Here is a 15,656-nt window from a genome sequence, read left to right as displayed (position 1 = left end):
ATGAAGAAAATCCATGCGTCATGCATGGGAGAGGTTCGCGAACTCCCTCTATAAAAAACTAACGATGCTTTGTCCTCCGCAAGAAAAATGAATTCGCGGGGCAAGGCCTGTTTTTTGTTGAAGTCGGTTCAAGAACTCTCCTTCTTCCAAGTGACAAGACTCCGTGTCTTGCACCATTCCAAGAAGATCGAGAGGTTTTTTTATGTTTGCAAACGAAAAAGCAGTCGTCGTATTCAGCGGCGGCCAAGACAGCACAACCTGTTTATTTTGGGCAAAAAAACATTTTGCTGAAGTAGAAACCGTGACGTTCGATTACGGTCAACGCCACAAGCAGGAAATCGAAGTAGCCGCTGGAATCGCCCGTGAACTAGGTGTTCCGCAAACGGTACTGGATATGAGCCTGCTTAATCAACTAGCCCCTAATGCCCTCACACGCACCGACATTGACATTACACAACAGGAAGGCGAACTGCCTAGCACCTTTGTAGACGGTCGCAACCTTCTGTTCCTGAGCTTCGCGGGAGTTCTCGCCAAGCAAAAAGGAGCGCGCCACTTGATTACAGGCGTTTGTGAGACGGATTTCAGCGGCTATCCCGATTGCCGGGATTCTTTTATCAAATCGCTGAACGTCACACTGAACCTTTCGATGGACTATCCCTTTGTGATTCATACCCCGCTCATGTGGCTGAACAAGGCCGAAACCTGGCAGATGGCCGATGAGCTGAAAGCTTTTGAATTTGTAAGAACACGTACACTAACGTGCTATAACGGCGTCATTGGCGACGGCTGTGGCGAATGCCCTGCTTGCAAACTTCGCCGTGCTGGACTCGAGCAATATCTCGCGATGCGCGGAGCTTCCTCCCAAGGAGTTGAAGGTCATGCGTGATCCAGGTACCTTCCGCATTGTCGACAAGCTCCAGCAGTTCGGGACAGACATTAAGCACTCTCAGCTGCGTTATCACCGCAAACGTGTATTGGTCAGCAAACAATTTACATTCGATGCAGCACATCATTTGCACTGCTACGAAGGCAAATGCAAAAATCTGCACGGTCATACCTACATCGTCGTTTTTGGCATAAGCGGTATACCGGGCGAAACGGGTCTAACGCTGGATTTTGGTGACATCAAAACGATCTGGAAAGAGCGGATTGAACCTTTTCTGGACCATCGTTACTTGAATGAGACGCTTCCTCCAATGAATACAACGGCGGAAAATATGGTCGTCTGGATCTTTGAACAAATGGAGTCAGCCTTGACCTCGGATGCATATTGCAACCGTGTCGAAGGTGGACGTACCGAGTTTGTACGGTTGTTCGAGACACCTACCAGCTACGCCGAGTTCCGACGGGAGTGGATGCTCGATGAGTAATACCGTGACTACTCACCAACCCATGACAGCCTCCCGCGGGACCCAAATAGCCCCTATTCCCGTACTAGAGGTGTTTGGTCCCACCGTTCAGGGCGAAGGGATGGTCATTGGTCGTAAAACGATGTTTGTTCGCACCGCAGGCTGCGATTACCATTGCTCGTGGTGTGACTCCGCCTTTACCTGGGACGGCAGCGCCAAGGATCAGATCCGTCGTCTGAGTGCCACAGACATTTGGCAGGAGCTGAAGGCCATCGGTGGCGAACGGTTTTCGCATGTGACCCTTTCTGGAGGAAATCCTGCCCTGCTACCGCAGCTTGGGGAGCTAATCACCCTGCTACGCAGCCAAGGCATTGCCACCGCTGTCGAAACACAAGGCTCCCGCTGGCAGGAATGGCTGTACGATATCGATGAGGTAACCCTGTCCCCGAAGCCACCCAGCTCGGGTATGACGACCAACTGGGATGTGCTGGATGATATCGTCGCCCGTCTGTCGAACCGGAAGATGGCTAGTGAGCCCCGAGCTACGTCCAACGTCCCAACCACAACGGGCTTGAAGGAACCCGCTAATGAATCTGCGCGGCTCTATATCGGAGCTTGCAGCTTGAAGGTCGTCATCTTCGATGACACCGATCTTGCCTACGCCCGCACCGTTCACGAGCGCTATCCACACGTACCGCTGTTCCTCCAGACGGGTAATCCAGATGTGAACACGGAGAACACCGGACAGATTGCGGAGTCCCTACTCCATCGTTATGAATGGCTTATCGACCGTGTCATGGACGATTCCCGACTAAACGACGTAAGAGTACTCCCACAGCTCCACACCCTCGTATGGGGCAACAAACGCGGCGTATAACACTTATATGTAATATATTCCGTATGAGCTGTATGTGATACACAAGATAGTCGAAGTACACCTTCGACATCCAAGTTACAAAGAAACCCTCGTCCGAGGACGGGGTTTCTCACAACGCTCCTTTCATATAGGAGCGAGCATTATTCACTTCTGCCCCAACCTACAGGTAAACGAGCAGGGACTTTATGGTGTTGACGGCGGTCGGCAGCGAAGCGGAGGATTTGAAGCTGGAGAAGCGTTAGCGTTCGCCTTTGAAATGGGATTCTAACCTATATCTTTTAAATCATCAGAAAGAATCCCATTTCAACAGCGATCGGAAGCTCAAATCCTTCGCGGAGCGACCTTCCCATTCTCATAACTCCCTCTCTCTTTTACCAAACTAAACTTAAGGAGCCGCATCCATATGACCGGAAGAACACCCGAAGAAATGACCGACGTTACCCTACTTGGCAATCAAGGCACACAATACACTTTTGCCTATGATCCCGCCATTCTCGAAAGCTTTGATAATAAACATCCGTATCGGGATTATTTTGTAAAGTTCAATTGCCCGGAGTTCACCAGCCTGTGCCCGATTACAGGACAGCCTGATTTTGCAACCATCTACATCAGCTACATCCCTGATATTAAAATGGTAGAAAGCAAATCCCTTAAGCTGTACCTGTTCAGCTTCCGTAACCACGGCGATTTCCATGAAGACTGCGTCAATATCATCATGAATGACTTGATTAAGCTGATGGACCCTCGCTACATTGAAGTATGGGGCAAATTCACGCCACGCGGTGGCATCTCTATCGACCCGTATACCAACTACGGCAAGCCAGGAACGAAGTATGAACAGATAGCGGAGCACCGCATGATGAACCATGATATGTACCCGGAAAAGATCGATAACCGTTAAGCTAATACTCCCTATCCTTAAACAATAAAGTGCACCCCTAGAATACACGTTGGGATAACCTTCTGGTTTATCCCCATGTATTTTAAAGGTGCACTTCAATTGTTATATAGCGAGCTAATTATGTTTTACTTCGTGACTTTCAACTGAGCACTGTCAGCTGTATAGATAACCTTCACTTTATAATTGCTTGGTAAACCTACCGTTTCAATCGAAGAAAATGCTCCATTCCGTTTAGCATAAGTTAAGATCGTAGCACCATTAGCCGGTACATATTTGTTAGAAAAATTCAGACGTAATTTTCCGTTGAGTATAGCTGTTCCCCTCGTTTTGAGTACATCATTTTTACTGCGCAGGTTAAGCTCAAGTGTTCCCTTGGCAGATTGTCTGTAATTTCCGCCAATAATCAGCTTTCCAGAAGCATTTTTAAGAAGAGTTCCCCCGTTATTCGTAATTCCACCACTTCCGAAAGCCGTTTCCGAAGTTCCCTCCAAAGTACCTTGGTCGATCTGTGTACCGCCGGAATACGTATTGTTACCCATTAGCTTCAACGTACCTGTTCCCTTTTTAGTCAGCTTTCCAACACCAGAGATATTATTGCGCCAGCGATCCAATGCATTGAAACCGCCTTTGGAAGCGTCCATATTCACCGTCACATTATTGGCGAAAGCACCGTAGCCATCCGCAGCGGAAAACAAGTTCAATCGTCCCCATCCCTCAGCATCATCAAGTACAGGATAGCCGGAAGGAATCCCCGTGGTAGCCAAAACCCAACGACGTTGTGTGCTATCCAGGTAAGGCAAGCGTGTCTCCAATAGTACCTCAGCTCCCTTAGGCACTGTCATTGGCGTCGTAGTTGGATTAACCTGACTGAATCCGTATGTTAATCGTTGATTATAATTTTTTTTGTTTGTGGCATAATTGCTGAACCGATCTGGAGCTGTACCTTTTTGAGATAGCAGTTGTTTACGAGCATCCTGATAAGCGGCTTTCTTCAAGCTGCTATTGGCTGGATCAGACAGGATAGCAGCCGCCATCGCCGTTGCCATGACACGCCCTCCCATAACATCAAGCGGTGAATGCATACCAGCAACAACACGGTTATTGCCCAGCTCCGAAGCTCGCGTCAGCAGTTCTTGATAACGCTCCGGCACGGCGTAGGCCATAGCAATAGAACTGAGATACGCAGCATTGGTATGACCGCTAGGAAAGCCGCCATCGCTAGTAGCATCAGCTTTGAGAGCGGGAATAAGGCTCGGAACAACTACTGAGTTATCGCTCCAGCGAAATGGGCGAGGGTAGCTAAAATAAGACTTAGCTGGGTTCGTCGTAGAATATTCCCCGCGCAAGGTATTTACCAGATTTACGATGTTGCCGAGATTGGAGCTTGTACTCCCAGCATTCGTTCCCTCATCTTCGTATTTCTTAGTCAGAGCATCTGCCGGAATGTCGTTGATCGTTGTCGTGGCACCTGCATTCTTTCGATATACATCAGTGAGCGAAACCAGACCGTCGATCACACTGTAGCTCTGGTTTCTGCGATCATCCAAATAAGCTGCATCAGCCTCACTAGAAGTGCGACGGGCAGCTATATCAATCACTTTTTGAATATTGGCGTCCAGCACGCTGCTGTTTTGCTTGGTACCTGTATCCCAAGTAGCACCGGGAGTCCAAAGCTTATTAAATTCGGAGAGCAATCCGAGAGTCGGATTAGAGCTTTCCGTCTTATTTGCAGAACTATTATTTTTATAATGATCTACGAAGTATCCCCATGACGGTTCTGTTGGAGTTACCGTTGTTGGTAGGGTTGCCGCACTCGCATAACTTCCACCCAGGGAACCTAGAAGTAATGGTAAAGATAGTAATGCAACTGATAATGGTTTCCTTAGCGATTTCATTCTCAAATCAGATCCTCTCTTCTCTGGTGCTCTTCATACTTTCTCTACGGAGCTATTATCTATATAACAAGATGTATGACATAAAGAATCATATCTTAAGTTTGTTAAATCAAGAGCTTAGTTTTGTTAAATGAAAAAAAGGCATCCCAAGAGCCGTATATACGACTCTGGAGACACCTCGTTCAAACCGTTATAGAAAAACCAGCTACCCTACAGCCATACTTCTATGACTTTGCCATTCACGAAAGCTACCGCCTTGAAATAAAGACTACGGTTGCCGTATACCCAGGCTTCGACTTGAGTTCCGTTTGAAGCAGCCCCCTTTTCTCTGACTGTTGGGTTTCCCCATGCGAACTGCACCTGCGTCGTATTCATGCCCAAGCTTACCTCATTATTTTTAATCTTGTTCCAGATGGCTTGCGACCATTGGTATTTCTTGTACGGATCGTAAGTCAGAAATTGATCGGAATCAGACAGCATTTGTGGAATGCGTGAAGCTCCGAGGATGGAAAACGTGTCATAAGTTTCGCCATTGGCCCCCTGGAAAATAACTTCGTAAGATTTAACACCATTCGGGTCCGTGCTGACTTCGATATCTTTAACTGTTACCTTGCCAAATCGCTCTCCAGCGCTATAGAAGTTATTGACCCAATAGGTTTTGCCAATTAATTTGGACAGACTGCCCAGATCAATGGCTCTGATAATTTTTGCCGTTTCCGGCGTCTCAATGACCAGCTTGGTAGCGCCCACAGATAATTCTCCTTGCTGGCGGTCACGATTCCATTTGAATCCGCCCAACTTCAGATCGGTCAGTAATGTTCCCGGGAATACAACCTGTCCGTTAACCGTTTGAACCTTGCCCTTCAGTGCAACAGGTTTACCATTCACCATTGCGGTGGAACTCCCTTTTTGGAGTACGATATTGTTTTTACCCAGCTTGATCGTAAAGGTCTGGTTCGCCACGATAACAGATCCACCCAGCGTCTTGAACACAGACTGCACAGGCAAATACACATTGCCGTTCAGTATAGCCGCCCCGGTCAAGGTTTGATCGGACGATACCTTTAGTGTAAAAGAAGAGGGTATTCCTTCGGTCCGCAGAGCTACGGATGTGCTTCCAATGCCCCTTACTTTGAGTGTACCGGAACCATTCTGCTGTAGCTCGGCAACCTGCGGTTTCTCCACTTCAATCTCACTAGCTTCGGGATGACGTATTAGTCGATAACCGTTCGAATACGTCTCTTGTACATTTAATTGAATCGTATCGCCGATGGCAGCCTCTTTGGAGGTCGTCAACAAGGACATACCCGTTAATGTAGGCAAGCTCAGCGCAGTCGTGATTCCGTCCTTATAGCCGACCCAAGAGCCATCCTTTAATTGTGCAAAAAGCTCGTCAGGCGAATCAACCAACCGTGCAACATTAGACAACCCGCTAAGCTGCACAGCTGGATATTTCTTCATTCGGTCATAGCTCCATACAGTCCCGTCATGATGTACAGTAATCAAGACATGTGTACCTTTTTTCCATAAAATCGAAGCAATATCACTTCCCACTTCGCGCGGTGGTTCATTGGTCAGCATATCCAGCATCGTGACATGGCCATCTTCCTTAAGCACTGCAGCATACGCCGTACTCATTTTGATATCAAGCGCACCATCTACATGACCTATCTTGCGGGGCTTAGATTCTGCGTACCCTGTGGAATACCATACATCACCGGATCGAGTAAGAACCGTAAAGTAAGTACTTACCTTATCACCGTCTATAGCATCCGATATTCCCTCAACCTGTTCTCTTCCCCAGGAGATCGTCCCATCGGTTTTAATAGCCAAACCCTCACCTGTAATTTCTTTAACTCCTGAGGATTGAGCCGTCACTTTTGGGTCGGAGTTATCATCCCAGATGGCTACCTTCCCGTCCTCAGTCCAGCCATAATAACCTTGGCTCTCGTTTTTGCTGCCTGTAATGCCTTTCAAATTCAATTTCTCAATAACCGGGCCATCTATACTCTTTCTCCATAAAGAACCGTCATCCAGTATGTAGTTATTCCGGTCGATCACGTCTATAATTTTAGCGTTTTTCCAAGTGTTGTTCGTCGTTACATTTGCCGCTACTGCTGTTTCTCCATTGTTTAACGCAGTTCCCACCACCGCTCCACATACCAAAGATACTGCCAGCAAAATCTTCATTGCTTTTCTCATCGTGGTTCCCCTTTTCTATCTATATTTCAATATCAATATTTTGCATAACTTCATTCCCAACGCTCAAAAATACATTATATAGACGAACTAGATCACTTCGATCTCAATATTGCTGATTTGAAAAGCGCTCTTGGGACTTATGCAAAATACTCACATATATATCGGTTTTGAGGATGGTAAATGTTTGAATTCGGATATGTCATTTTAGAAATTCTAACTAAATGGAGCAATGAAGAGTATCCAGCAGGATGGGCAAGCAGTAATGAGTAAAGGTGGCCTTTATCCCACTTTCAGCCATTTGCTGCAAACGGATCGCTTCCTATATCTTAAAATATACATACATATTCGGAGGATGCCATGACTAGTAAATCTGCTACAAAAAATGAAACGGGCCGATCGCTCCCCCTCCCGGGTCCACAAGCGAAAGGCACCGTTTTTGCGATACTGATTGCGATCAGTTTCGTCCATCTGTTCAATGACTCGATTCAATCGGTCATTCCAGCGATCTTTCCGATCTTAAAGGAATCTATGAGCCTGAACTACACGCAAATCGGCTGGATTTCATTCGCGATCAATTTTACAGCTTCAATCATGCAGCCTGTGATTGGCTTGTTTTCAGACAAACGGCCTACGCCCGCTATCCTTCCCATCGGCATGGGCTTTACGCTGACTGGCATGCTGTTGCTCGCCTATGCTGCCGATTATAAAGCGGTGCTGATCGCAGTCATTTTTGTGGGTCTGGGCTCGGCTGCCTTTCACCCTGAAGGCTCGCGCGTATCCCATATGGCGGCCGGGCCGCGTCGGGGATTGGCACAATCCATTTTTCAAGTTGGCGGCAATGCGGGCCAATCGCTGGCGCCGATGCTCACGAGCTGGATTTTTATTCCGTTAGGACAATTTGGCGCGATCTGGTTCACAGGTATTGCGGCAGCGGGAATTGTGGTGCAATCGTTCATCGCCCGCTGGTACGGTAACGTCCTACGTACAGAAGGCATTGCACGCAAAAAAGCGGTGGCACGCCGCATGAAGCCCGAAGTGCGTAACCGCGTTATGTTTGCCATGATTGTCCTCATTCTACTGGTATTCGTCCGTTCGTGGTACTCGACCTCGGTCGGAAGCTACTATTCGTTTTACCTGATGGAAGTATTTAAAATGCCATTGGCTGATGCACAGCTTTACATTTTCCTGTTCCTCGGGGCTGGAGCGCTGGGCACCTTCTTTGGCGGTCCGCTCGCGGACCGTTTTGGTAAACGCAACATGATTTTTCTGTCCATGGTATTAGCTGCACCACTCGCACTGGCACTACCTTATGCCAACCAATTCTGGACGGCAATCCTGCTGGCAATTATCGGATTTATTATGCTGTCTAGCTTTTCGGTCACAGTCGTATATGCACAGATGCTCGTGCCCGGCAAAATCGGGACCGTGTCCGGTCTCATTACGGGCCTCGCTTTTGGCCTTGGTGGTGTGGGCGCACTTGTGCTCGGCAACTGGATCGACAAGGTAGGCATCACTCACATCATGTTCCTATGCGGCTTTTTGCCACTGCTCGGCATCTTAACCTTCCTGCTTCCTACAGATAAAACCCTGAACCGCTGGGCGGAAGAAAATGGAGCCGAAGTGTAACAGGCAAACGTGTGGCGGCCATTTTGGCCGCTGCACACCTTTATACCCACCTAACGTAACTCCTCACTCTCTACTTCTGCCAAACGCATTAAAATCCGACGCTTCCGATACAGCATTTTCCCTGCTTCAGCTACGTCACTAATAGCGCTTCGGTTCGCAATGGAGCCAAACAAAATACCCGCAATCGGGACCATTTGAAGCAGCTTTTTCCATCCAAACTGGTCACGATAAGTGTTAATGACCTCTCTCCATCCCTGCATCTGGGAAAAAACCTGTGCCTGACGTGAAGGATCATCAAACAAAGCCAGCTCCTCTAATACGGCCTTCTTACCCACAATATCGGATGAAGCAAATTGCATACATTTAATAATAAAAATGCGTTCCTGCTTATCATGGGGATTAAAGCCATAACACAAGGCTATTTCCTGAAGCACTTTGAGTGACAAGCCGAGCAAAAGAGGAATATCCGCCGCAATCGTAAACACACCGCCAATTCCCGTTGTTGCTCCCTGAGCGGTAGCAAAGGTAATACGAGCCGACGTCATATCGTCAGCAGTCCGATCCATGATTGTTAACGGGAGCTCAGCCGCCTGCTTCAACTCCCACCTAGGTTCGGCACTATGTTCCGAATCAGCGTTTTCCCCGGCACGAGGCAGGTCCTGCGTATCCGACACGGAATCTGCGCCATTTTGCTGAATTACATGTTCATGGGCCATCTTTTTCAGCCTGTTCAGAACCGTTTCTTCCTTCACCAAATATTTGCCGCCGTTCTGAATGAAACTACCCATCTCATTAAGCAGTTGCTCCAGCTTGTCTTTAATGACTTTGGGCGTCAGCCGATCCAGCAGCATAAAAGGCCATCTACCGATTTTTTCCCAGAAAAAAATGTCCTTCTGTTCCTTTTCCCATTTTTCAATATTCTTCAGCTCATGACGCAATACGTCCTGGCTTTCCCGATATTCTGTAAGCTGCTTCATAACCGTAGACGTCTCCTTTTGACTATGCTAGTTTATGTATGGGTAATACGTAAGTAAGGCGAGTTCAGGTTTCTTTTTTTAGCAAACTAGATGATAAAGAAAGTTAAAAATCCATACAGATCGGAGTGTAATGATGAATAATCCCACATTCGCCTCACAGTCTTCTTCAACTGCTAATGTAGAGCTTGTCCCTTACCATTGTGAACATCATGCCATTTTACATACCTTCTACTTGCCTGAGGAGCAGAAGCAGTTTACTGGAATGCCGGATGAAATGCTGACACTGGCCAAGGAAGATCCGCACCGCCATCCTGTCGTGATTACGGCTACTAGAAGACCCGTTGGATTTTTCATTTTATACGATGGGGATGAATTAGCGGACTATACGAATACTTCTGAGGCACTGCTGCTGCGCGCGTTCTCTATTCATTACGCAGATCAGGGACAAGGATTCGCTAAGAAAGGGCTGCTTCTACTACCACAGTTCATCGCCAGACACTTCCCACATATTCGCGAGATTGTACTGGGCGTCAATGCCCGTAATCTATCTGCCCAAAGTCTGTATCGCAAATGCGGCTTTATCGATGAAGGCAACACTAAAATGGGACAACACGGATTACAGCATATTTTAAAAATGAGCCTATAACGTTGACCTCATAGCCCTCGCCCAAATAAAAAAGCTTTCGGCACAAACGCCGAAAGCTTTTATCGTTAAATCTCACCAATGGAAAAACTCAATTTGTAATTACCAAACTTCGTAAGCTCATCCAGCATGGTATTTAACTCTGCCTGTGATGACATGCGCAAGCGCATCCAATAACAGCCTTCCCCACTCACTCGATGGATTTCGACAATAGAGGGATGCTCCCGTGCAAAAGCCTGGAAAGCACTGTGAGTTGCTCCTGAATTCAAAAAAACCGTAATAAAGGCATGAATCGTCTGTCCAATTTTCTCAGGGTTCCAGCGCAGCGTATAGCCCTCGATAATGCCCGCATCCTGCATTTTTCGAACACGCGCTCCTACTGCTTGGCCTGTCAAATGAACAAGCTGACCGATCTCCTTGTGCGATAAAGAGCTGTCTTCAATTAAATGATGAAGAATGCGCAGATCGGTGTCATCAGGTACGAATAGTTCCATAGTTATTTTTCCTTTCATGATGAAACGATAATGCTGGTTTTCCTTTCAGCAGGCCGTAGCCTGTAGCTCCTTGCGTCAGATATGATTGTAACAGAAACAAAGAACCACCGAAAATACACTCTGTCCAAAAACATTCACTACCAAAGGAGCTTCCATAGATGAAAATCACACTAATCCGCAACGCAACCTTATGGATCGAATACGCTGGAGTAAAATTTCTGGTTGATCCGATGTTGAGTGATGCTGGCGTAAATCCGCCGGTTCCCAATACGGAAAATGCCCGCCGTAATCCGCTGGTTCCCTTGCCGCCGCAATGGCAGGCACTCGGACAGCCTGATGTTGTGATCGTCACACATTTGCATCCCGATCATTGGGACCCGGCAGCAGTACGCTGGTTGGACAAACAAATTCCCGTCTTCTGCCAGCCCGGAAATGAAGAACAAATTACTGCTGACGGTTTTACACAGGTTACTCCGATTTCGGTGGCTGGCTCCGTGGGAGAAATTGAGATCATCCGTACTACCGGGCATCACGGCACCGGAGAAATCGGGGAACAGATGGGACCCGTATCCGGCTTTGTGTTTCAGGCACCAGGTGAACCTGTCGTCTATTTGGCCGGGGATACGATCTGGTGCAGTGAAGTCGCGGAAGCACTGGATAAATACCGTCCGGAGTGGACAATTGTGAACGCTGGAGGGGCTCGGTTTACGATTGGTGATCCCATCATTATGACTGCCCAAGATGTAACGGCTGTTGCGCAGCATGCCTCTTACACACAAATCGTGGCTGTCCACATGGAAGCAATCAACCATTGTTTACTAACTCGCTCCGAGCTTACGGAACACATCAACCGTGAAGGTTTGGAGGGACGTGTCCATATTCCATCAGATGGAGCGACGATTTCGGGATAAGGCGATAATCCCGAGTCACCGCTTGCGCCCATTTTGAATATATTGGATTTCAAAACGCCTAAAGAAGGGATTATCAATGAATTGGCAATATCCTTATTATGGTACACAAACCCAATGTAAAGAAGTTCCGATTGTCTTTCCTCCCCAGCATCAATATAGACAGCCGGGGTTGGAATACCTGATGGTTCCACGCCCTATTTATGATAATCCAAAGTATATCGGCACCGGAAAGCTTCTGGATCGGGTGGCTATTATTAGCGGCGGAGACAGCGGTATTGGTCGTGCGGTTGCTGTGGCATTTGCCAAGGAAGGGGCCGATGTGGTCATTGCCTATCTCGATGAGCATCGAGATGCTATGGAAACCCGTGATGTCATTCATAAGCTCGGCAGACGTTGTTTGTTAATTCCGGGCGATCTAAGGCTAAAAAGCAACTGCTGTCTGGTTGTTCAACAAACGATGGAAACCTTTGGTCGTATTGACATCCTGATTAACAACCTAGGTATTCAGTTTGTGCGCGAATCGTATCTGGATATCAGCGAGCAGCAGCTTCGTGATACGTTTGATACGAATATTATTTCCTTCTTCCATATGACTACAGAAGCACTGCCGTATATGCGGGCTGGGGCCAGCATCGTCAATACGGCATCGGTTACAGCCTATGTTGGTCAAAAAAATCTGATCGACTATTCAGCTACCAAAGGAGCCATTGTCAGCTTCACCCGCGCTCTGGCTAATAATCTGGTCGATCAGTGCATCCGCGTGAACGCCATTGCTCCGGGCCCGATCTGGACTCCGCTGAATGCCGTGACACAGTCGCCCGAAGCGATCCGCACCTTTGGCACCAATACGCCGATGAAGCGTGCCGGGCAGCCTTATGAATTGGCCCCCGCCTATGTGCTGCTGGCTTCGGATGATGGCTCCTACATTACAGGGCAAACGCTGCATGTCAATGGCGGACAAATGGTGACGGATTAGTTGCGTTGGCTGACAAGACCTAACAAACAAGACACCTCCAGCATCCACATTTTAAGTGGGACTGGAGGTGTCTTGTTTTACGATATCGAATCTGAGCTTAAGCTGATCTTTTGTTTTTGTTGTAAATATCGAAGGCAACCGCCAGCAACAGTACCAAGCCCTTGATGCCTTGCTGCCAATCAATACCCAAACCAATCAGAGACATACCGTTATTCAGTACGCCCATGACCAAACCACCGATAATGGCTCCAAAAACGGTACCGATCCCGCCGGATGCCGAAGCACCGCCGATAAAGCAAGCCGCGATGGCATCCAGCTCAAAGTTCGTACCTGCTCTCGGCGTAGCCGCGTTCAGACGTGCAGCAAAGATCAGACCGGAAATGGCGGCCAGCACGCCCATATTGACGAATACCCAGAACGTTACTTTTTTCGTTTTGACACCGGACAGACCCGCTGCCTTTTCATTTCCACCCAACGCATACACATGACGGCCCATAATCGTGCGGTTCATGACGAAGGAGTATACAACGATCAGTATGAACAACAGCACGAGAATGTTAGGTATCCCCGCGTAGCTCGCGAGCATGAAGGTGAACAAATTGATGACAGCAGCTACCACAATCAACTTGAGTACAAATAACGTCTGTGACGGAACCTCAAATCCATATTTAAGCTGAGAACGGCGTTCGCGAAGTTCGTTCACGATAAACCATACCGTGAGTGCAATACCGACAATGATGGATACCAGGTTATAACCGGTAGATGAAAAATCCGGTAGGAAGCCTGAACTGATTTTTTGGAATCCCCCCGGAAATGGAGAGATAGATTGGCCTTCCAGCACGATCATGGTCAATCCGCGAAAGAGCAGCATTCCCGCCAATGTAACGATAAATGCCGGAATCCGTACATAAGCGACCCAGAACCCTTGCCATGCGCCGATTAACGCCCCGACCAGCAAAGATGCAATCACAGCGATCCATGCTGGAAGCTGCCAGTCGACCATCATTATGGCGGCAACCGCACCGACAAAAGCGGCTATGGAACCGACGGACAAATCTATATGCCCAGTGATGATAACCAGCACCATCCCGATGGCCAGCACGAGAATGTAGCTGTTTTGCAGAATCAGATTTGTAATATTAATCGGCTTCAACAGCAGGCCGCCCGTCAGCACCTCGAACAAAATCATAATGACGACCAGCGCAATCATCATGCCATATTGGCGAATGTTATTTTTAAATAGTTTAGTTATGGTTTCCATGCTTCACGCCTCCTGACTTGGTCATATATCTCATCAACGTTTCCTGCGACGCGTCCTCACGGCTAACCTCTCCAGTGATCCGCCCAGCATTCATGACATAAATCCGGTCACACAAGCCTAGTACCTCTGGCAGCTCGGACGAAATGACCAGCACTCCCTTGCCTTCAGCGGCAAGTCGATGAATAATCGTATAAATTTCATATTTGGCGCCCACATCAATGCCGCGTGTCGGCTCATCCAGAATCAGAATATCCGGCCCGGCAAAAATCCATTTGCTCAGCACCACCTTCTGCTGATTGCCACCACTCAGATTACCCGTTTTCTGTAAAATGCTCGGCGCTTTAATGTTCATGCTTTTTTTCATTTCCTCTGCAACGACGACTTCCTCCTGCTCATTGACGACAGCGCCCTTCGTCAGCTTGTTCAGGCCAGTCAGCGAAATATTACGCTTGATATCATCCATCAGAATGAGGCCATACTCCTTACGATCCTCTGTCACATAGGCAAAGCCGTTGTTGATCGCGTCCGTAACCGTGTTGTTCTGGATCGGCTTGCCGTCTTTAATCAGCTGACCGGAAATGTTGCGTCCGTACGACTTGCCAAAAATGCTCATTGCCAGCTCGGTCCGTCCCGCCCCCATCAGCCCGGCAATACCGACAATTTCACCGCGACGAATGTTCAAATTCACCTGATCCAGCACCTTGCGGTCTGCATGATGCTCGTGATACACCGTCCAATCCTTCACTTCCAAAACGACTTTGCCAATCTCGGCATGACGCTCTGGATAACGGCTGGTCAGATCACGTCCAACCATCCCGCTAATGATCCGATCCTCCGTGACCTCATCCTTTTTCATATCCAGTGTCTCAATCGTCTTCCCATCCCGCAAAATCGTAATTGAATCCGACACCTTTGCGACTTCATTCAGCTTGTGGGAGATGAGAATGCAGGAAATGCCCTGTCTTTTAAATTCCAGCATCAAATTAAGCAGATTTTCACTATCATCCTCATTCAACGCCGCTGTCGGTTCATCGAGAATAAGCAGCTTCACCTTTTTAGAGAGCGCTTTCGCAATTTCGACCAGTTGTTGCTTCCCGACCCCGATGTTCGTAACTAATGTATTGGGATTCTCACTCAAACCGACCTTGGACAGCAGATCGCGTGTACCCACAAAAGTCTCTTTCCAATCAATCACACCACCACTGGCGCGTTCGTTGCCCAGATAAATATTTTCCGCAATCGAGAGATACGGAATCAGCGCCAGCTCCTGATGGATAATGACAATGCCCAATTCCTCGCTCTGCTTGATATCCTTGAACTCACACGTTTTGCCCTGGAAAACAATATCCCCTTCATAGGTTCCATGCGGATATACACCGCTTAGTACCTTCATCAGCGTCGATTTGCCCGCACCGTTCTCACCGCACAGGGAATGGATTTCGCCTTCCTTGACCTTGAGATTTACATTTTCCAATGCCTTCACGCCGGGAAAGGTTTTGGTAATTCCCTTCATTTCCAAAATGATTCCAGTCATGGGATACGCT

The 15,656-nt window shown here is 47.9% G+C and carries 14 protein-coding genes and 1 riboswitch; of the genes, 8 read left to right on the top strand and 6 right to left on the bottom strand.

The annotated features are described in order from the left end of the window. Nucleotides 1-24: 24 nt before the first annotated feature. Nucleotides 25-68: riboswitch (PreQ1 riboswitch) on the top strand. Between the two features lie 134 nt (nt 69-202). The 4 genes from queC to queF all read left to right on the top strand — a co-directional run bounded on the left by queC (nt 203) and on the right by queF (nt 3,127). Next, nucleotides 203-886, top strand: coding sequence for a 7-cyano-7-deazaguanine synthase QueC (gene queC, locus ACUYLD_RS00680; RefSeq protein ID WP_061831178.1), 684 nt, complete (start codon nt 203-205; stop codon nt 884-886). Beyond that, nucleotides 879-1,370, top strand: a complete 492-nt coding sequence (gene queD / locus ACUYLD_RS00675) for a 6-carboxytetrahydropterin synthase QueD (protein ID WP_061831179.1) — start codon at nt 879-881, stop codon at nt 1,368-1,370. The genes queC and queD overlap by 8 nt, the downstream gene beginning before the upstream one ends. Continuing rightward, complete coding sequence (gene queE, locus ACUYLD_RS00670; protein WP_446674229.1) at nt 1,363-2,226, top strand: 7-carboxy-7-deazaguanine synthase QueE; 864 nt, start codon at nt 1,363-1,365, stop codon at nt 2,224-2,226. Before queD ends, queE begins: the two co-directional genes overlap by 8 nt. A 403-nt stretch (nt 2,227-2,629) precedes the next feature. Next, nucleotides 2,630-3,127 (top strand): preQ(1) synthase, encoded by a 498-nt coding sequence (gene queF, locus ACUYLD_RS00665; RefSeq protein WP_013309106.1) that lies wholly within the window; start codon nt 2,630-2,632, stop codon nt 3,125-3,127. Nucleotides 3,128-3,252: 125 nt separating this feature from the next. Here the strand turns inward: queF and ACUYLD_RS00660 are convergent, their stop codons facing one another. After that, a complete protein-coding gene (locus tag ACUYLD_RS00660; protein WP_446674562.1) occupies nt 3,253-5,022 on the bottom strand; it encodes a phosphatase PAP2 family protein in 1,770 nt (589 codons plus the stop codon). Nucleotides 5,023-5,232: 210 nt separating this feature from the next. After that, entirely contained in the window at nt 5,233-7,224 is a 1,992-nt protein-coding gene (locus ACUYLD_RS00655) for a stalk domain-containing protein (protein ID WP_446674228.1), read from the bottom strand. Between the two features lie 357 nt (nt 7,225-7,581). On the opposite strand from ACUYLD_RS00655, the gene ACUYLD_RS00650 reads away from it, so the two are divergent. Continuing rightward, nucleotides 7,582-8,850 (top strand): MFS transporter, encoded by a 1,269-nt coding sequence (locus ACUYLD_RS00650; protein ID WP_069291294.1) that lies wholly within the window; start codon nt 7,582-7,584, stop codon nt 8,848-8,850. Between the two features lie 50 nt (nt 8,851-8,900). Here ACUYLD_RS00650 and ACUYLD_RS00645 read toward each other — a convergent pair whose 3' ends face one another. Continuing rightward, complete coding sequence (locus ACUYLD_RS00645; RefSeq protein ID WP_446674227.1) at nt 8,901-9,827, bottom strand: EcsC family protein; 927 nt, start codon at nt 9,825-9,827, stop codon at nt 8,901-8,903. 133 nt (nt 9,828-9,960) lie between these two features. Here ACUYLD_RS00645 and ACUYLD_RS00640 point away from each other — a divergent pair, with 133 nt between their 5' ends. Further along, on the top strand, nt 9,961-10,473 hold the full coding sequence (locus ACUYLD_RS00640) for a GNAT family N-acetyltransferase (protein WP_446674226.1): 513 nt from the start codon (nt 9,961-9,963) through the stop codon (nt 10,471-10,473). Between the two features lie 65 nt (nt 10,474-10,538). Here ACUYLD_RS00640 and ACUYLD_RS00635 read toward each other — a convergent pair whose 3' ends face one another. Then, on the bottom strand, nt 10,539-10,964 hold the full coding sequence (locus tag ACUYLD_RS00635) for an Lrp/AsnC family transcriptional regulator (protein WP_446674225.1): 426 nt from the start codon (nt 10,962-10,964) through the stop codon (nt 10,539-10,541). A 158-nt stretch (nt 10,965-11,122) separates the two neighbouring features. Between ACUYLD_RS00635 and ACUYLD_RS00630 the strand changes: the two genes are divergently transcribed. Together ACUYLD_RS00630 and ACUYLD_RS00625 are read left to right on the top strand one after the other, a co-directional pair. Beyond that, entirely contained in the window at nt 11,123-11,875 is a 753-nt protein-coding gene (locus ACUYLD_RS00630; RefSeq protein WP_446674224.1) for an MBL fold metallo-hydrolase, read from the top strand. A 76-nt stretch (nt 11,876-11,951) separates the two neighbouring features. After that, nucleotides 11,952-12,851: an SDR family oxidoreductase gene (locus ACUYLD_RS00625; RefSeq protein ID WP_446674223.1), complete on the top strand. Its 900-nt coding sequence runs from the start codon at nt 11,952-11,954 to the stop codon at nt 12,849-12,851. 97 nt (nt 12,852-12,948) lie between these two features. Here the strand turns inward: ACUYLD_RS00625 and mmsB are convergent, their stop codons facing one another. Then, entirely contained in the window at nt 12,949-14,112 is a 1,164-nt protein-coding gene (gene mmsB / locus ACUYLD_RS00620; protein WP_023987351.1) for a multiple monosaccharide ABC transporter permease, read from the bottom strand. Then, nucleotides 14,096-15,646 carry a multiple monosaccharide ABC transporter ATP-binding protein gene (mmsA, locus tag ACUYLD_RS00615; RefSeq protein ID WP_250259152.1) on the bottom strand — a complete coding sequence of 517 codons (1,551 nt, stop codon included), beginning with the start codon at nt 15,644-15,646 and terminating at the stop codon, nt 14,096-14,098. The genes mmsB and mmsA overlap by 17 nt, the downstream gene beginning before the upstream one ends. Between the last annotated feature and the right edge of the window lie 10 nt (nt 15,647-15,656).

The sequence above is a fragment of the Paenibacillus sp. SER-28 genome, from assembly GCF_052906305.1.
The sequence above is the reverse complement of the archived record's forward strand: the minus strand, read 5'-3'. Positions and strand labels throughout refer to the sequence as shown.